Below are 18,926 nucleotides of genomic sequence, written 5' to 3'. Positions count from 1 at the left end.
TTCTGAATATAACTATTTTTTTAACACTACTCGAAAAATGGAAAAAATAACGGAAATCTGCCAGATGACCTCCTCATATATGCCCACAGTCCAACTACACAAAAATACACAATGTGACAAGATAAGGCTGAGAAAAACATATAAGGGGGAACAGAAGATGAAAAAAGGTCTTTTGATTACAACAATGGCAGTCACACTTATGGTATTTGCGACAATGGGTAGTGGGGAGCCAAGTGCCGTCATCCAACCGCTCAAAGACATTCCATATATTCACTTATAAGATACGTGTTACCAACGGATCGGTCAAGAACCGGCTAAATACCTGGCTTGCTGCCGGGTATTTTTTCGAAATCCAGAAACCGGACGGAGGTGAACGGAAGTTAGGATCCCGACTGTCATGGACCGTCTCATCCAACAATCCATTAACCTCTATCTTCAACGTATTTACGACCCAACATTTTCCGAAAATAATTATGGTTTTCGCCCAAAGCGGCGAGCCCATGATGCCGTGTTGAAAGCGAAACAGTATATCAACGAAGGGTACACATGGGTGGTAGATATTGATCTGGAGAAATTCTTCGACAAAGTGAGGCAGCCAAAGGCTGACTTTTTGTAAATCAGGTCATCGAACATGCCTGCATGGCTTGGAGGGAGTGCATCAAATCCAGGTTGAAGCCAACATAACTAGGAGGGAGTTGCCCTACTTCGTACCAACATTCACCCGGTGATATCATCTCTCAAGCTGTTTTGCCACAGTCCCCGGCCGTTCTGCAACAATAGTGACAAAGAATATCACAATAAGTTTCAAAGTGCCACAATTCCACCTCAAAGTGCAACAATCCTCCCCTAAAGTGCAACCATCGTCCTGCGCTCTCCCATCCCCGCCCTGCGCCCGTCTGCAAGACCCGCGCCAGCCCCCTTCACGCACCCCCTATTCCCATAAAGTGGGGGGACAGACCCCCCAGTAATTGGTATCCCCAGTAATTTCCTTCCCAGTACAAAAATGGGTGCGGCAACCCTTCAACCGGCTGCCGCACCCTAACTCTGCGTATACTTAAATATTCAATTCATATATTTTCCGCGGGCGGCCCCGGCCGCCTGACTGTTCTTCGCCGACGATCGTGGCGAGGCCGGCTTCTTCAAGTTCATGAAGGATGCGCCGGGCGTTCCTTTCTGAGTTGGCGAGCCACTGTGAAACTTCCTGGGAGGTGACCCGGTTCTTTTTGTAGTGTTTAAGAAACGAGGCGAGCTTTGACACAACGGCGGGACTTAAATTCCGGGTGCCCAATTTGGTTTTCCATTGTTCGTTCAGCCGGCGCTGGTTGTACGTAAATGACTTGTCGGTATGGAATACTTCAGTAATTTGTTTGTTCTCATCCACTTTAATAATGACCGGTTTTTCGTGTTTACGTGCGTCCCGGAAAGCGAGGCGGACGTGCTGTTCTGCCTCAAGGGAAGTTAATCCGTAGCCGACCCCGAGGCGGATGGTGAGTTTCGCCTGCAGTCTTGCCGACTCCAATAAATAAAACGGCCATGGGTGGGTTTCAATTTCGCCCCGTGTTGTATAAATAAAGAACAAACCGTCTCCCATTTGAACGAGTGACCCTTTTAATTCTTCGGTGTAGTCAAGAAGAAGGCGTTTCAATTCAAGTTCCTGGTGTTTTCGTTTGTAGGAATACAGCTGGCCTTCGGATTCGTTATTTGCCTCGAAAACTTCCAGCCCGACGATGGCGATCTGACTTTTTCTGTACCAGTCGGCGTTTCCCCGTTCTTTCAGAAGTTCAAGAGTGACTTGGGTCGTTACATCCGTCACCGTAATCCTATAAACAGGAATACCTTCTGACTTAAGCTGCTGATAGACGGAACGGATACATGTGAAAGCAATCTCTGCTTCACCTGAATGATATTTCTTCCTGTGGAATTCAATGATATCTTCAGCCGGTTTGTAGCCGGTGTAAGGAAACGTATGGACGTTCAACGAGTCGAGATTGTAGGTTGATTTAACCCAGTCAATTTCCCCTGTATGAATCGTATCAAGACTGACCGCTGTCATTTTCTCCGGTTTATGGTACTGTGCTTCCAGTAATTTTCCTAATAAACTGGAACCGTGCAGAGGAGGGAAGAGGGCGGTATCTTCAGTGACTAGCTTTTTTTCCATGGCAAACGCATAAGGAGCTTGCCCTGAAAACAGCCACTGGTCAATTTGGCTTGAGTTTTCCGAAATAATAGTTTCCGTTTCTTCGGTTTTTTCATAGGAAAATTGGTGGATTTCAAACTCCTCGTACTTTCTGGCAATAGGCGCGATGGTATTAATTGAATCTTCAGGGCCGATGATTCCTAAACGTATTTTCACTTCAGTCACCTGCTTTATTTTTTATATACGCAGCAAGCAGTTTCACTCCTTTTTCGAGGTCATCGAGGGAGGCATGTTCTTCAGGGTGGTGGCTCAGCCCGTCTTTACAAGGAATAAATACGAGTCCTGAGGGCCATTTGCGGGCCATATTCATCACATCGTGGCCGGCTCCGCTTTCCAGGGTGAAATTATTCAAGCCTGCTTGTTCCGCTGCGAGGGTCAAATCTTTATGGACGGATGCGTCTAAAAAGATTGAAGGATTGTTCACGAGTGTCTGTATGTTTATTGTAGCACGGAACGTGTCCTCAATTTCAGCTGTTTTCTTCCGGATTTCTTCTGCCATCTTCTCTTTCAGTCCGTCCGACACACTGCGTATGTCTACGCCTACAGTTACTTTGCCGGGAATAACATTCATAACGTTCGGTTCATTGCTTATTGTACTGGCTGTTGCCACAAGAGGAGTGTCATTTTCTTCATTAAATGCAAGTGCCCGGTTGTAAATAAAACTGATCAGCTCGGCTGCGCTCACAAGTGCGTCTTGCCGGTCTGCCATAGGCGTAGTGCCGGTGTGTCCGGCTTTGCCGAAAATGTCGATGTTGAGGCGGATCGGACAGGCAATCGCTGTCACAGCACCAACCTCGCCCCCTGCTTTTTCTATACGGGTGCCTTGTTCGATGTGGAGTTCAACAAACGAGGAAAGGTCACCTGCATCCCTTTCAGCTTTGGGGCTTTCTTCATAATTCAGGCCCCGTTCTTCCATAGCCTGTTTAATCGTCACGCCGTCTTTGTCGGGCACTTCTGCGAGAGCTTCTGTATCAAGCATGCCGCTCATCGCTTTACTGCCAATCGTTGAAACACCGAACCTGGCTGATTCTTCTGAAGCAAAACAGATAACTTCAATAGGACGGTCTGGAGTAAAACCTTCTTTTTTAAGCTGATAGACCGTTCCTAATCCGCAAAGCACACCGGCTACACCATCATAACCGCCGCCATTAGTCACGGTATCAACGTGCGAGCCGAGAGCAATAGCCGGCTTTTCTTCCGTTGCACTGCCGGGTATCCACCTGGCAATGACGTTGCCCGCTTCATCTTCACGGATAGTGAGGTCCATCTCTTTAGCAATTTGAATAAATTCGTCTCTCGCTTCCCATTCTTCCGGGCTGAATGAAAGCCTTGTGAAACCGTCCGGCTGGTCCATTGTATCAGTAAAATTCAATTTTAATAAATTGTGTTCAAGCCAAGTCTTCATATCAGGTCCTCCTGTGCGTTTATGTCCAGAATCATATGGATAAGTGTGTCGACAGCTGAAGGCAGCGTCTTTTCATCAAAATCAAATTTCGTATGGTGATGGCTGTAGGGGAGGGGGGTTCCATAAAGCATGTACGTCGCTTTTCCGCCTTGTTCCTGGACGCGGTTCATCATATGGGCCGCATCCTCAGACGCTCCAAATGGAAGAGAATCTATAATTTTTATTTCCCGGCTAGATCTCCCGGCCGCTCGTTTGGCAATTTCGATCCATTCGGTATCACACACCGCAGATACGCCTTCTCCAGTGATGGTGATGTGTTCTTTCACTCCGTACATTGCTGCCGATGATTTTAAAATGTTAACCGCTTGATCGACGACATACTCGTTCAGTTTGTTCGTACTTCCCCTCGTCTCAATTTCAAGGACGGCTTCATCAGCTACGATGTTTCTGCCCCGGCCCGCGTGAAAGGTTCCGACATTTAGCCTGGTCGTTCCTTCCGGGTGGGGTGGGATCGCCTCTAAATGGAGAGCAGCAGCAGCGCCTGCCAGAAGAGCGTTTTTTCCTTCATGAGGGTTAAGGCCCGCATGAGCGGATTTCCCTTCGAACCGGCAGTCAATTTTAGTAGTGGCCAAAAGTCCGGAGACTGTAGCCGCAACTGACCCAACCTCCATCGGCTGGATGCCGATGTGTCCGCTTAGAAAATAATCAACACCATTAAGCCACCCTTTATCAACGATAGACTTTGCCCCGCGGCTCCCTTCCTCAGCCGGCTGAAAAATTAACGTGAATTTACCGGACAAGCGGTCACGGAGGGCATGCAGCAAGTGAGCTAAAGCGATACCGATGGCTGTATGGCCGTCATGGGCGCACGCATGCATCGACCCTTCCTGGCGGGACCGGAACTGCTCCCTTGCCGGCAAGTGGTCATCCTCTGCGCTTTCAGTAATCGGGAGAGCATCAATATCAAACCGCAAGGCGGTATGCGGGCCAGGTTTCTTTGTGTCCATCACAGCAATAACACCTGTCCGACCACCTTTCAATTTTTCAAGCAACTCTTCAGGAACTTGATTCTCTTCGGCTTTTTTAAAAAAATAGTCGTCGATGATCTCCGGGGGGAGGCCCATTCTTGCCTCCTCCCACGTCACGTCTTCTCCGGTAAAGATGTCAAACGACAAATCAGCCAGTTCTTTTACAATCGCGCAAGTTGTCTGGTATTCACACCAGCCAGGCTCCGCCAGCTGGTGGAATTTCCTTCGCCATCTGCTTACCTGCCGTTCTGTTATTTCTCTTTCCTCAGGGGGAAGATCAATTGGGCCGGCCATTTTACTCCTCCTTATTTTTCAGAGATGCAAGTGCTGAGAAAGCTACTTCCGTCATGCATTCAACGCCGATAGTTAACGCTCTTTCGTCAATATCGAATTCCGGATCGTGAAGAGGGCGCTGGACTTCCCGGGACGGGATGGCGGTGCCGAGCCAGTAGTAAACACCTGGGTAATGCTGCAGAAACTGCCCGAAATCTTCGCCGCCCATGCTTGGCTGAATCTCTGGTGCCGCTTCGCTTCCGAGAGTGGACAATACGGTCTCTTTTACGAGAGAAGCCCATTCGCCGGTGTTTACTGTGGCAGGGTAGCCGTCCATATATGTCACTTTTGCGCTGGCTCCCATAGAAGAGCTCACACCTTCAGCTATCGAAACCATTTTCTTTTTAATCATTGTTTTCACACCATCTTTGTATGTCCGGACCGTTCCTTCCAGTGTCACTTCTTCAGCTATGACGTTGTACCGGGAACCGCCTTCAATTTTTCCGATAGTGATAACGGCAGATTCCAGAGGATCGGTGTTCCGGCTTACAATCGTCTGCAACGACGAAATAACCTGATTGGCAACGACGATAGCATCGACCGTTTGATGTGGCATACTCGCGTGCCCGGATGACCCTTTAATAACTATTTTGAACCTGTCGGAATTCCCCATCATCGCTCCGGCCCGCACACCAATCTGGCCGACAGGTAAATCAGGCCAGACATGCTGGGCAAAAATAGCTTCAGGTTCAAACTCATGAAAGACACCGTCTATCATCATCTGGACGGCCCCTCCAGTGGGCGCATTTTCTTCCGCCGGCTGAAATACGAGAAGGACGGTACCTTCGAGGGCGTGTTTATATTTATTTAAAAGCATACCTGTACCAAGGAGCATGGCTACATGGGCATCATGTCCGCACGCATGCATTTTGTTTTCAAAGTTGGATACGAAATCGTGTGTATTTTTTTCGTTTATCGGCAGGGCATCCATATCAGCTCTGAGCGCAATGGTTTTTCCGGGTAGTTCACCGCGGATCACACCGAGAACTCCGGTGCCTGCGTAGCCTGTGGAGTAAGGAATATCTTCTATATCCAAAATATCCTGAATCAGCTTTGATGTCTCGAATTCTTCATTGCTCAGTTCAGGATTCCGGTGAAGCGTCCGGCGAATCCGGATAATTTCTTCTTCTATTTTTTTGGCTTCTTCTCTAATAGTTATCTCTTTCATTTACCTCACACCTTCTTATAACTACTTGAAGGAAAGAGGGCAGAGGGACGGCATCCGCCCCAGCCTCTTTCCTTAAATACTTTTACAAACCTGGAGTAACCCCCGGTCCGATAGGGAGACCGATAAATGTCCAGATAATAAACATAAGAATCCATAATCCCAGGAACAGGAGGGCGTATGGAAGCATAATTGAGAACAACGTTCCGAATCCTGCACGGTTATCGTATTTTTTCATAAACGCCAGTACCATCGGCACATAAGGATTCATCGGGGTAATGATATTTGTGGATGAATCGGCGATACGATAAGCAAGCTGGACAAAAGCAGGGTTGTAGTCAAGAATCATAAACATCGGAATAAAGACCGGCGCCATAAGTGCCCACTGGGCAGATCCGCTGAAAATAAACAAGTTCAGGACGGCTGTAAGCAGAATGAATCCTACGATGACACCCATGCCTGTGAAATTCAGGTTCTGGAGTATTTCCGCCCCGCTAACGGCAATGTACACACCGATGTTTGTCCAGTTAAAGTAGGCGATAAACTGGGCCGCGGCAAAAATCAGGACGATAAAGCCGGACATATCTTTCATGGCTTTACCCATAAATTCAGGGACGTCCGATGATTTTTTGATTACTTGTGTCACAACCCCGTAGGTGATGGCGACGACAAGGAATAAGAAAAGAATGATTGGAATGATATTCTCCAGGAAAAGGGATGGAACGATGGTGCCTTCTTCACCCCGCAAGATTCCGTTTGGCGGCACAATTGTTAATGAAACGAGAATAAGATAAGCGAGACCCGCAAGCCCGGCATATTTCAGGCCTTTGACCTCGAGTGCTGACGGCTCTTCTACTTTCTGGTCGACAGCGTCTTCCTCTGCGTATTTCTTGTCAAACTTTCCAAGCCGCGGTTCGACTATCCGTTCTGTAACCCATGTTCCCACTGCCATAAGCATCAAAACAGATGCAGCCATGAAAAACCAGTTGTCTACTGGGGTGACAATAACGTTTTCATCGATGCTCTGGGCAACTTCTGTTGAGATCCCTGATAAAAGAGCATCTGTTCCAGCGATGATGATGTTGGCTGTAAATCCTGCACCTACCCCGGCAAAACCTGCTGCCATACCTGCCAGCGGGTGGCGTCCTAATGCGTAAAACACCATAGCGGCGAGGGGCGGAATAATAACGAACGCTGCATCAGATGCTAAGTTACCAATGACCCCTGTTCCAATAATCACGAACGTCACGAGCCGTTTCGGCGCGTTAAGAATCGTTTTTTTCATGAAAGTCTCAATAAGACCGACCTTCTGTGCAAGTCCTATCCCGAACATCATGACGAGAACAAGTCCAAGAGGAGCGAATCCCGTGAAGTTCGTCAGCATAGACGACAACATAAATTCCAGACCGTCCGTTGAGAGCATGCTTCTGATCGCCACTTCCTCCTGTGTACCTGGGTGGACGACGGAAGCACCTAATAAACTGATGACGGATGAGAAGAGAATAATTGCTACTGCTAAATAAACAAAAATCATAAAGGGATGAGGAAGCTTGTTTCCTGCTTTTTCAACGATATCAAGAAACTTTAGAAAAAATCCCTTTTTCTCGTTACTGTATTCGTACTGACTCATCATGATCCTCCTTTTATTATAGTATCATATTTACGGAAAATGTCTTTAATTATTCCGTTAATAAATAACCTATCACACTTTTACATATTTGTCTCCCTCTTTTATCTGAAAATTATAAAATCTGTGTCAGAAAATATACCAAACTTAGGGAGTTGGGAATATTATGAAAATATTTATCCTATAAAAAAAGGATCTATAGGTAATCTTTAACAAATTATCCAGTCAATTGAAATGCTTCAGGGCAGCTTCCGATTTACGGATATTTTCGGACAATGATAGAAAAAGTGATTTTGGGATTCTTCTTTAATTCGCAGGAATTACATTCGGGGAAGGACTCAGGAGGGCGAGTTAGACAGGGGATGTGGGACCAAACAAAAAGCAAGGAGCTTAATAAGGCTCCTTGCCGTAAAAAATTAATATGCCTGTTAATTTGCGGACCTATGTTCTCTATGTCTGCTGGTGAAGGACGGGTTCACAGGCTTACCTGTAACGGTCTTCTTTAAATGGATCGGCTGTCATGGAATAGCCGAGTTCTTCCCAGAACCCTTCCTCGTCTTCTTTCATGAATTTAATGCCGGACACCCACTTCGTCCCTTTCCATAAATAAAAGGAGGCGGGAGGGATGAAGCGGAGCGGAAACCCGTGTTTCGGGGAAATATCCTCCCAATCCCGGTCATTATCTTTCCACCTGTAAACGAACAGGGCGTCATCTCCGAGGAGCCTGTCAAGCGGCAGGTTGGCTGAATAGCCGAAAGGGTCGCCATTGTAATAGCCATATATTTTTATAAATTTAACGTCTTCATTAAGAGATGTTAATGAGAGGAACTCCCGGAGAGCGATGCCTTCGAATGTCGTAGCGAATTTCGACCAGGTCGTGACACAGTGCATATCAATCGTTGACACAGTTTTAGGAAGCGCCATCACGTCATCAAAGCTGAGTGAAACTTCTTCCTTCACTTCGCCAAAAAGCCTGAATTTCCACGTTTCTTTATTAAACGCGTAGACGTCCCCCTGATGCAGAACCGGCCATTTTTCTGTTTCGAATTGTCCGGGCGGCAGCTGATTTTTCATAATAACCATCTCCTTTACAGGTTAGTTCGGTTTGCGAAGCATAATAGTGTGAATCAGCGGCTGATATTGTTAGACTACTTTGTAAGGAATATACAATTAATTTTTAGATGAAAAGAAGGGAGAGTTTCCCATGTCTACTAATCGTAGCAGACAAATAGAAGACATTCCATTGTCGGTGCTTGATCTTGCACCGATTACAGAAGGGGCAACTGCCACAGAGGCATTCAAAAATACGAGGGATTTGGCAAAGCATGCAGATAAATGGGGCTACCACCGCTATTGGGTGGCAGAACACCACAATATGCCGGGAATTGCCAGTGCGGCGACATCTGTGCTGATTGGGCATGTGGCTGAGGCGACCACGGCAATCCGTGTCGGGTCGGGAGGCATTATGCTGCCTAATCACGCCCCATTAATGATAGCCGAACAATTCGGCACATTGGAGTCGCTTTACCCGGGAAGGATCGATCTTGGGTTAGGACGGGCACCGGGCACTGACCAGCGTACGGCTTATGCTTTAAGGCGGGGGCATGGGTCAGGGGGAGACGATTTTCCGGAGATGCTAGAAGAATTACGGGCTTATTTCAATCCTGATCTCGCTGGAGGAGTCGTCCCTGTGCATGCCGTACCGGGTGAAGGGCTCGACATTCCTGTCTGGCTGCTCGGTTCAAGCGGATTCAGCGCCCGTCTTGCTGCGCAGCTTGGTTTGCCGTTTGCGTTTGCGAGCCATTTTTCTCCGGAAAATACGCTGCCGGCGCTTGATCTCTATTACAGCAATTTCAAGCCTTCAGAGGTGCTGGACGCGCCGTATGCCATGGTAGCAGCCAATGTGGCAGCAGCTGATACGGAGGAAAAAGCCCAGTTTCTGGCTACTTCAATGGAGCAGCAGTTTCTCGGGTTAATCCGTAACCAGCCTTCCAAGCTTCAGCCTCCTGTAAAAAATATGGATGAACTGGCAACTGATTACGAACGGTCTATTCTTAAAAAACAATTCGGTTCAGCTATTGTAGGGACAGGCGATCAAGTGAAAGAGGAACTTCAGAGCTTTTTGAATGAGACAGGGGCTAACGAAGTGATGATCCATTCGCAAATTTTCGACCACGCGGCCAGATTGAAGTCTTTTGAAATTGTGGCAGAAGCAACCGGAAGAAAAAATAGATAAATAACTGACTATTTTCCGTCTGAGGGGTTCCCTTCAGGCGGATTTTTGTTAAAGTATTCTGTGGTGGTTACAGGCTGAATTTGAGGCTGTTGATTTTTTATTGAAGATAGCAAGTCTAAGAAAAATCCGGAGCCTCCAGGACTTTTTATAAGCTGTTTTAAATTCTAATTATGTCAGTCTTGCATTTTCATGAATCTTAATTCATAGGTGAATAGACTCATGGTGTTAAAAATTGAATTTATTTCAGTATATTAAAAAGTCACTGAAACTTTGTTAGAAAACTGGGATTTTTTAGAATTTGTATGAGGGAATTAAACTAAGGATAGGCTGGTAAAACTGGGATATCACTCGAATAACACATTGGTACTAAGGTTGTTGTAAATTGTTACACTATAAACAAATTATGACATTAATAAAACAATTTACAAATAGAGGGAAAATCATGTTATAATTGATCTACTTTAACGTTAGGGGGGCTAATTTATGTTAAAGGAAATTTCAGAAAAAAGGGAAGAACTAATGAATTTAGCTCTTAAACACGGGTTAAACTCAGAAGTTACGATCAACTGCAGTCAGGAACTCGATCAACTGATTATAATCTTCCAAAAGCAATATCTCGCGTCGGCAAGTCTATAACCTCATACCCTATTTTATAGATGAAAAGAGGCGTTCTTGAATGGATATTTCCGGAAGAATATTCAGTCTGCTGCTAGTCATTGTTATCCAGACAGCCTATATTTTATATTATTTTTACAGGGACGGTTTTATCAGTATAGGCGGCTGGCTCGGTTACCCAATTCTGTTGCCGATCGGCTACTGGACAGGATACCAGTTTGACAAAGCCAGATTTTATTCTCAAAAGGACAGTTTAACTGGCCTCTATAACCGGCGTTATATCCAACAGAATTTCTCTAAATATATTAAAAAAGCAAACAGAAATAATTATAAGCTGTTTGTTCTGCTCCTGGATTGTGATAACTTTAAGAAAATTAATGACACCTGGGGCCATTCCGCAGGTGATCTTGTATTAATAAAGATCGCAAAGATGCTGATGCAGTATAATAATAAAGTTTATGCCTCTGCCCGTTGGGGCGGAGATGAATTTATTATCATTGGAGCATGTCATAATGATGAAGAAATAGACAGGTTTACGAGAGATCTTCAGCAGCAATTGGCAGATTTGATTATTCCGGAAATAAAACAATCTGTATCGGTCTCTATCGGCTCAAGTATTCAGCAACCCGGTAAAACGGACATACGCGACCTTATAAAAGAAGCCGATGACAATATGTATGAAAACAAGAACTCGAAAAAGTATCCTGCTCACAGGTAAAGCCATGCGGCACAGTCCGCATGTTTTTTTTGTGTGGAGAAAAGGGGGGAGGTGGGAAGTGAGTGGGTTCTCTGATAGGGAGGTCGTTTTCGCCGATAGAATAGAAAAATCGCTGATAGAGATGAGAAATTCCCCTGAGAAAAAGGAGAAATTGACTATAGAACACAGTTTTCCGTAAATGAGAAGTGCATTTCTAATCCGGATGTTGGACCGATCGTTGAAAAATACATAATACTGCTTATAAGACGCACGGCCGGACGCCGATGAGACAGCTGTAAACCATAATAAAGACCCCGGATACAGGTGCTTCTGCTGTAACCGGAGTCTGAAAGGGGGCAATGTTAATTATTCACTTTTTCTGCCTTGGAAAGGGAGCTCATCCCAGAAAGTAATATCTGCTTCCTCGATGGAACGGTCAGCAATCGCAGAGATAGCTGCTTCCATAGAGATGACACCCTGCTGAATCAGGTAACCATTGCTTTTTTGGCCAAGAACCATGTCAGGGTTTGAGTGGTCAGTCATCCCGCGCATTTCAAATAAAAGCGTCGCAATATCGTATTCATAAGCTAAACCATTACGAGAAATAGTTGTCGCCTCTCCGCCTCGGTATTTACCTAAATGGCCGAAGCCGCGGTCTTCAACTGCGTCATACATTACAGAGCCAAGCTGCTTGGACATTTCCACAACTGTTTCGTTAACGTCAGGGTTAGTCGGGTATAGAATAGACCCTGAAACATATCTGTCATCTACTGCTGATTGTGTACCCTGGTGATGAAAATCTACTAAGTAATCAATATCGTAAACCTGCAAAACGTTTGTATGCAAAGCGTAAGTTTCTGGTTCGTTGCGATCCACGTGGTCACGGTTTAGGTCGACCCCGTTTGCATTAAAGCGGGTTGATTGTCCGCCTGCGACGTAATCCGAAATATCGAAGTTAACGTCTCCCATGGCACCGTCCGGATTAAGGCGAGGGATAATCATCACGTTAACATGGTCAGCCCATTCACGAACTTGTGGCGTATTTCGGGACAGTTTGCGAATCACATCAAGCGCTGCTTCTGTAACAAGCGCTTCATTCCCATGCTGCTGGGTCAAGAAAAGGACAGTCGGATTGTCAGGGTTGTTTCCAAATTTCGTTAAAAAGAGATCACGGCCTTGAACAGACTGGCCAAACACCTCTACTTCAAGAAGATCAGACCTATCATCCATTTTATGTAAAAAATCAGCCATGTCCTCGTAGCTTGTCAGCCTCTCATTCTTAATTGTTTCATTTCCGTTGTAGTTCGGTCCTTCTCCGACAGCACCCGTTTGGGCCGGAAGAAATACGGATAACAGCATTGCCATTGCTAAAGTTAACATCATTAATTTTCTCAAAAAATCATTCCCTTCTCTAAAATTTTGCAAAGCGAAATAGATAAGCGAGCTAAGCCCATTGTGTGTAATACCCGCCTTCAATGAAAATGATGAAAATGTGTCATTTCCTGCGATAATTTCATTGTAATTGTTTGTGACAACTTTTGTAATAGCCCTTCCGAATGCTTTCTAAGTCAGCTATAAGTAGATGGTTTTACCTAAATTTTATTTATTGCCTGCCATTTGAATCACGAACAGACAAGGATAGACTTAGGACCAGAAAATTTAATCTTGAAAAGATAGCCAAAGTGAACCAGGACGATTGCATTTAATTTGATAGAGACTAGATTATAAGCAGTGTTACTTTTTGACAGAAATTTTTATGAAAGAAGAGTATTTTTAAGGGTGGAAAGCGATACATCCAACCTGAAAAAGGCTGTAGGATAAGAGGTTACGCCGTATCGGACAGCGATACGTGGTTTCCAAGTACGCCGTATACTTTAGGGATGAGCATAAGGTTATAACTTGGTGCGGGTAAAAAGAGGACTGGGAGGCCATCCGCTATTAGCGAAAAACCAGAAGCGATATGAGACAATAGCGGGCACTTTTGTTAACGTTCCCGGTGGTCTGCCACAATCCCCGGCCGATCTGCGACAATCCAACTTCCTTGTGTCCCAATAAAGACAAAAATCCTAACAATCCTTTGCGATTATGCAACAATCCCGTCAGAATGTGCAACAATCCATCCCCGCCCGCACTATCGACAAACTCAACCACAATCCAAAGCAACTTCTGCTAACGGCTCTTCCGATACAATATAAAAACCCCACGATGGCTCGCTGGCCACCATGGGGATACACTAATTAGCCAAGGGCTTTCCACATGTCGTTAGTGAATTCGACAGGGTCTTCTACCGGCAGGCCTTCGATGAGGCGAGCTTGGTTATAGAGCAGGTTAGTGTAGACCTGAAGTTTGTCATTGTCGGCGCCTTGTGCGTCTTTAAGTGACTGGAAGACGGTGTGGTTCGGGTTGATTTCAAGTACTTTCTCAGCTTTAACGCCCTGGTTGTCAGGCATTTGCTGAAGGATTTTTTCCATTTCAATGGTGACCTCACCCTCGGTAGTCAGGCAAACCGGGTGGGATTTCAGGCGTTTGGAAATGCGCACATCCGTTACTTTGTCGCCTAGAATATCCTTCATAGCTTCGAACAGTTCTTTATTTTCACCGGCGTCTTTGTCGTCTTCATCGGTTTTTTCGTCATCTGTGTCGAGTCCGAGGTCGCCGCTTGAGACGTTCTTGAATTCTTTCTCTTTATATTCGCGCATCATTTTAATGGCAAACTCGTCTACATCTTCTGTAAAGAAAAGAATTTCGTAGCCTTTATCTGCAACCATTTCAGTTTGCGGAAGCTTTTCGATACGGTCATAGGAATCGCCGGTTGCATAATAAATATACTTCTGGTCTTCAGGCATACGCGACACATATTCATCAAGTGTAACAAGTTTTTTCTCAGTAGATGAATAGAACATAAGCAGGTCCTGCAGATCGCCTTTGTTCGCGCCAAAATCACTGTATACGCCGTATTTCAGCTGGCGTCCGAATGAGTCGTAAAACTTCTCGTATTTTTCACGGTCTTCTTTAAGCAGTGACTTCAGCTGGGACTTGATTTTTGACTTAATATTCTTGGCAATAGCCTTCAGCTGGCGGTCATGCTGAAGAATTTCCCTGGAAATGTTCAGAGACAGATCTTCAGAATCGACCATTCCTTTTACAAAACTGAAGTAGTCTGGCAGGAGATCCGGGCTTTTGTCCATAATAAGAACGCCGCTGGAATAAAGTTCAAGACCTTTTTCAAACTCTTTAGAATAATAGTCGAAAGGCATGGTTTCCGGGATAAACAGGATCGCATTGTAGCGGATAGTCCCGTCTACATTAATATGAATGTGTTTAAGCGGTTTGTCGAAGCCGTAGCGTTTCTCCTGATAGAAATTTTCATAATCTTCGTCTGTAAGCTCAGACTTATTTTTACGCCAGATCGGCACCATGCTGTTAACTGTCTGTTCTTCAAGGACCTCTTCTGTTTCGTTGTCTTCAGAGTCTTCTTTAGGCTGGTGGACAGTGATGTTCATTTTAATAGGATAGCGAATGAAGTCGGAATACTTTTTGATGATAGACTTCAGCTGGTTTTCTTCAAGGAAGTCGTCGTAATTTTCCTCTTCAGCATTTTCTTTCAGCTTAATAGTGATAGTCGTGCCAGTGGTGTCTTTTTCAGCAGGTTCAATTGTGTATCCGTCGGTTCCGTTGGATTCCCACTGATGAGCCTCATCTGTTCCAAAAGCTTTACTGATCACTTTAACTGAGTCTGCCACCATAAAAGCAGAATAAAAACCCACTCCGAATTGACCGATAATGTCGTGGCCGTCTTTAATTTCATTCTCTTTTTTGAAGGCGAGAGAGCCGCTTTCAGCAATTGTCCCAAGATTTTTCTCCAGCTCGTCTTTCGTCATTCCGATTCCTGTATCGGCAATAGTAAGCGTGCGATTCACTTTATCTGTGGATACTTTAATGTAGAAGTTGTCCTGGTCAAACGTTACTGAATCATCAGTAAGTGCTTTGTAGTACATCTTGTCAATGGCGTCGCTGGCATTGGAAATTAACTCACGGAGGAAAATTTCTTTTTGGGAGTAGATGGAATTAACCATCATTTCCAGAAGCCGTTTTGATTCTGCTTTAAATTCCTTCTTAGCCATCTTCATGTCTCCTTTTTCTTGTAATGTCATGGCGCTGTTAAAGTTGTTGATTTTTTAATATATACTCGCTTGCCGCGGGCAAGGCTTCAGCTAATCGGGGAAAACCACCCCGATGGATCTTCAGCTCTTGCTTTTCCCGCAGGCGTCTCGTATACATTCAAATCTACATTGGTCTTTAAAATTCCGGGGACAAGGAGAGGCGTTCTAGTTTTCCTCAAAACCCCTAGGAATGCTTGCCGTATTAACAGCTCATTTTTAACAGAAGCGCCTATGTAAAAATTATTTTTAGCACTCTCGTATGCCGAGTGCTAATCCAATCTTTATTTTACTAATTTTATACGTGATGTCAACGTTTCAAGGAGGATAATTTCCTAATTGAAAAGAAGTATTGATAATTCAGAAAAATTAAAATAGTGTAAAAGTGAAAACTTGATTCTAATGTAAAGGAGGGAGAGTATGACTTTCGGCATTTTATTCGGGATGGTCATTGTCCCGGCAATGATTATACTAACAGGGGTTGTCTGTTATTTTATAACGGGCAAAAAGGAAGAAAAAGAAAATTATTAGCTTAGGGGGGATGAAAGTGGATATTTCGGCGCATCCGGTGACAGTCAGTGTGTTAATCGCTTATTTAATTTTACTAATAATTATTGGTATTTACAGCTCCAGAAAAAGTTCGGCAGGTTTAACAGATTTCTTCCTGGCTGGAAGGAAATTAAGTAAATGGACGGTGGCGTTTTCAGCTGTAAGTTCCGGGAGGAGTTCCTGGCTGATTTTAGGGGTGACAGGGACCGCTTATTTAACGGGATTAAATGCTGTCTGGGCTGTGGCCGGCTACATAACAGTAGAAGTTTTTATGTTCTTTTTTGTAGCGCGGAGGTTCAGGCAGTTCAGTGAAAAGACTGGGAGCATTACCATTCCTGATATTTTTGAAAGCAGGCTGGGCGACCCGTGGAAAATTGTCCGTCTGGTAAGTTCTCTGATTATCTTATTTTTCATGGTCGCGTATGTAGGCAGCCAGCTTGTAGGAGGGGCGACAGCCTTTTCGGGAAGCCTCGGTATAACGAGTACCCAGGGTATGTGGCTTACGGCATCTATCATATTTATTTATACTATTCTGGGTGGTTTTCATGCGGTAAGTAAAACAGACGTGCTGCAAATTTTATTTATGTTTTTCTCATTAATTATTTTACCTGTCACAGCTCTTATTCAGCTTGGCGGTTTCGGGCCGGTTCTTGATGTGATGGCTGCTGAAGGCGGCGGTTTCACGAGTCCTTTTGCGTTTGCATTTGGGGCAATTATCGGTCTTTTAGGAATAGGATTCGGCAGTCCGGGCAACCCGCATATCGTCGTGCGATACATGAGTCTGAAGAACGTCCGGGAGATGAGGCAGGCTGCCATGATTGCAACCGTTTGGAATGTGGTTATGGGCTGGGGGGCGATATTAACTGGTTTAATCGGCCGTGTTTACTTCCCGAGTGTGGAACAGCTTCCTGGAGAAAATAATGAGCAGATCTTTACGTCACTTGGTGCCGAAGTGATGAATCCTTTTTTTGCCGGCATCTTACTGGTGGCCGTTCTTGCAGCGATTATGAGCAGTGCGGACAGCCAGCTGCTAGTTGGTTCGAGCGCCGTTGTGAGAGATATTATAGATAAAATTATTACGAGGGATAAAAGGCTCTCACAGCAGAAGCTTGTTATGTACAGCCGGCTGACGATTGTGGTTATTATGGGGCTGTCTCTATGGCTGGCAATGGCAGCTGAACAGTTCGTTTTCTGGATGGTTCTGTTTGCGTTTGGCGGGCTGGGGGCATGCTTTGGTCCTGCGCTCATTCTTACTTTTTACTGGAAAGGGCTGTCCAGGGCAGGTGTACTGACAGGTATGATCACAGGGCTTTTTACGGTCGTCATGGTCCAGCGTCAACCGGAGTGGACTTACCGTTTTATTGATGTCCACGAATTTTTGAATACTTACTTCTTTGGGATTACTTATGAGGCTGTTCCTGGCTTTCTCATTGCGACATTTTTCACTGTAGTTGTCAGCTTATTTACTAAAAAGCCAGAGAACGCAGGGCAGATGATTGATAATATGGAAAAAGCGGGTTAGGAGATCGGTTCGGAAATTATGGATATGACTGGAAATAAAGGCAGTCTAAAAGGAGGCTGCCTGGATATTATCTGCAATTTTAAAGTCTCTGTTTTATAGTTTCTGATTGTTATATAATGAAGTTAAAATAATATAGAAAGAGGAGAAGGAATGTTTTGCTATAAATGCGGAATTCAATTAATGAGATCAGATCCTGCCTGCCCTAACTGCAGATCAAAGCAGCCTCCTTCCCGAAAAAAGTTTCTTACGGCTGTGATTCTTGCGCTTGTGATCGGGTTGATTGCAGGTATCCAGGGAGGAGTTATGTATCAGTCAGCTGTGGCTTCCCCGCCTTTAACGACGGCGCCTGGTGCTGAGAGATCCGACACAGTGAAAGAGCTGAAAACATTTGCTGTCCCAGCTTTTATTGAAGAAAGGGACGCACCGAGAGACTTGACAGAAGTGATTGCTGAAGCACAGGAATGTGTGTATACAATAGAAGCTCCCGGTGAGCAGGGATCGGCTTTTCTCTATAATGAACAGGGGATTGTAATTACTAATGCACACGTCATGCGAAACAGTGCGACAGCCACTGTTATTACTAATGAAGGCGAGGAATATACAGCGACTCTGGAAGGCTCTTCAGAGCATATGGACGTGGCTGTACTGCATGTGGAAGAATTGGAAGGGGAAGAACCTTTTCCGCTAGAAAAAGAAAAAGAGTTTAAAACGGGAGAAGAGGTAGTAGCATTAGGGAGCCCCAAAGGTGTCAGGAATACAGCGACCATGGGGCATATAACAGGTACAAATAGAGATCTGACGATAGGGACTTACCGATATGAAGACCTTTACGAGATTTCAGCGCATATTTCTGAAGGGAACAGCGGCGGGCCTCTGCTGTCAAAAAATGAAGAGAAATTCATAGCTATAAATGCAGCAAAGAGTCTCGATGACCCTACTATAGGGTTTAGTATTCCCTTCTATAAAATCAGTTCGTTAATTGACGAGCTGATGAATAGTTAGGTACATAAAATTTTAATTGAACGCAAGAGAGGAAATGGGCATGGGTAACTGTGCCTGTTTTTGCTGTTTTATGATTAATTGGAAAAATTTCATAGTCTGATTGTCGGATGATTTTCAAGAAAATTCCGTGTATAGTAGATTGGAGAAAGCGCTTGCACAAGATAGACGATACACTGTAGTTAAGAAAAAGTATTTTTTTAACCTTTTGTGCAAACGTTTTCGCAAGTTGCATTAGGCGGTTCAGATGAGGAACGATGCCGCCGGAAGGAGGGGGATGGGAAATAATGGGGGGTCTGACCCATAACGATTGCACGTAAGTATAATAAATACATTAATGTTAATATATGTAATGTGTTTTTTAGGCTAATTTTAAAAAAAGGCGGACGAGGC

The 18,926-nt window shown here is 44.8% G+C and carries 14 protein-coding genes and 1 pseudogene; 7 read left to right on the top strand and 8 right to left on the bottom strand.

What is annotated here, in order from left to right; all coding sequences use genetic code 11:
• Positions 1-157: 157 nt before the first annotated feature.
• Together BMW59_RS22255 and BMW59_RS10025 are read left to right on the top strand one after the other, a co-directional pair.
• On the top strand, positions 158-280 hold the full coding sequence (locus BMW59_RS22255; protein WP_255717014.1) for a hypothetical protein: 123 nt from the start codon (positions 158-160) through the stop codon (positions 278-280).
• A 67-nt stretch (positions 281-347) separates the two neighbouring features.
• A pseudogene (locus BMW59_RS10025) lies at positions 348-601 on the top strand (reverse transcriptase domain-containing protein); the annotation flags it as partial.
• A gap of 453 nt (positions 602-1,054) precedes the next feature.
• Here the strand turns inward: BMW59_RS10025 and BMW59_RS10020 are convergent.
• The 6 genes from BMW59_RS10020 to BMW59_RS09995 all read right to left on the bottom strand — a co-directional run bounded on the left by BMW59_RS10020 (position 1,055) and on the right by BMW59_RS09995 (position 8,829).
• Positions 1,055-2,353: a hypothetical protein gene (locus BMW59_RS10020; RefSeq protein WP_093051158.1), complete on the bottom strand. Its 1,299-nt coding sequence runs from the start codon at positions 2,351-2,353 to the stop codon at positions 1,055-1,057.
• 1 nt (position 2,354) lies between these two features.
• A complete protein-coding gene (locus BMW59_RS10015) occupies positions 2,355-3,602 on the bottom strand; it encodes a M20 family metallo-hydrolase (RefSeq protein WP_093051155.1) in 1,248 nt (415 codons plus the stop codon).
• Positions 3,599-4,924 carry an amidohydrolase gene (locus BMW59_RS10010; RefSeq protein ID WP_093051152.1) on the bottom strand — a complete coding sequence of 442 codons (1,326 nt, stop codon included), beginning with the start codon at positions 4,922-4,924 and terminating at the stop codon, positions 3,599-3,601. Before BMW59_RS10010 ends, BMW59_RS10015 begins: the two co-directional genes overlap by 4 nt.
• Position 4,925: 1 nt before the next feature.
• Positions 4,926-6,131, bottom strand: coding sequence for a M20 metallopeptidase family protein (locus tag BMW59_RS10005; protein ID WP_093051149.1), 1,206 nt, complete (start codon positions 6,129-6,131; stop codon positions 4,926-4,928).
• 82 nt (positions 6,132-6,213) lie between these two features.
• Positions 6,214-7,758: an AbgT family transporter gene (locus tag BMW59_RS10000; protein WP_093051146.1), complete on the bottom strand. Its 1,545-nt coding sequence runs from the start codon at positions 7,756-7,758 to the stop codon at positions 6,214-6,216.
• Between the two features lie 480 nt (positions 7,759-8,238).
• A complete protein-coding gene (locus tag BMW59_RS09995; protein WP_093051143.1) occupies positions 8,239-8,829 on the bottom strand; it encodes a molybdopterin-dependent oxidoreductase in 591 nt (196 codons plus the stop codon).
• A 130-nt stretch (positions 8,830-8,959) separates the two neighbouring features.
• On the opposite strand from BMW59_RS09995, the gene BMW59_RS09990 reads away from it, so the two are divergent.
• The 3 genes from BMW59_RS09990 (at position 8,960) to BMW59_RS09980 (ending at position 11,324) form a co-directional block, all read left to right on the top strand.
• A complete protein-coding gene (locus tag BMW59_RS09990; RefSeq protein WP_093051140.1) occupies positions 8,960-9,991 on the top strand; it encodes an LLM class flavin-dependent oxidoreductase in 1,032 nt (343 codons plus the stop codon).
• A gap of 483 nt (positions 9,992-10,474) precedes the next feature.
• Positions 10,475-10,627 (top strand): aspartyl-phosphate phosphatase Spo0E family protein, encoded by a 153-nt coding sequence (locus tag BMW59_RS09985; RefSeq protein ID WP_093051137.1) that lies wholly within the window; start codon positions 10,475-10,477, stop codon positions 10,625-10,627.
• Positions 10,628-10,667: 40 nt separating this feature from the next.
• Positions 10,668-11,324: a GGDEF domain-containing protein gene (locus BMW59_RS09980; RefSeq protein WP_093051134.1), complete on the top strand. Its 657-nt coding sequence runs from the start codon at positions 10,668-10,670 to the stop codon at positions 11,322-11,324.
• Positions 11,325-11,669: 345 nt separating this feature from the next.
• On the opposite strand, the gene BMW59_RS09975 is transcribed toward BMW59_RS09980, so the two are convergent.
• Both BMW59_RS09975 and htpG read right to left on the bottom strand, forming a co-directional pair.
• Positions 11,670-12,686 (bottom strand): M14 family zinc carboxypeptidase, encoded by a 1,017-nt coding sequence (locus BMW59_RS09975; protein WP_218141982.1) that lies wholly within the window; start codon positions 12,684-12,686, stop codon positions 11,670-11,672.
• 854 nt (positions 12,687-13,540) lie between these two features.
• Entirely contained in the window at positions 13,541-15,427 is a 1,887-nt protein-coding gene (htpG, locus tag BMW59_RS09970; RefSeq protein WP_093051131.1) for a molecular chaperone HtpG, read from the bottom strand.
• Positions 15,428-16,004: 577 nt separating this feature from the next.
• On the opposite strand from htpG, the gene BMW59_RS09965 reads away from it, so the two are divergent.
• Both BMW59_RS09965 and BMW59_RS09960 read left to right on the top strand, forming a co-directional pair.
• Positions 16,005-17,534: a sodium/proline symporter gene (locus tag BMW59_RS09965; RefSeq protein ID WP_093051128.1), complete on the top strand. Its 1,530-nt coding sequence runs from the start codon at positions 16,005-16,007 to the stop codon at positions 17,532-17,534.
• Between the two features lie 180 nt (positions 17,535-17,714).
• Positions 17,715-18,536, top strand: coding sequence for a S1C family serine protease (locus tag BMW59_RS09960; protein ID WP_177174275.1), 822 nt, complete (start codon positions 17,715-17,717; stop codon positions 18,534-18,536).
• Positions 18,537-18,926: the final 390 nt, after the last annotated feature.

It is taken from the genome of Salipaludibacillus aurantiacus (assembly GCF_900111295.1).
In the GTDB taxonomy this organism is placed as follows: domain Bacteria; phylum Bacillota; class Bacilli; order Bacillales; family Salisediminibacteriaceae; genus Salipaludibacillus; species Salipaludibacillus aurantiacus.
Note: the sequence above shows the minus strand (reverse complement) of the source record. Positions and strands in the feature narration are given on the sequence as shown.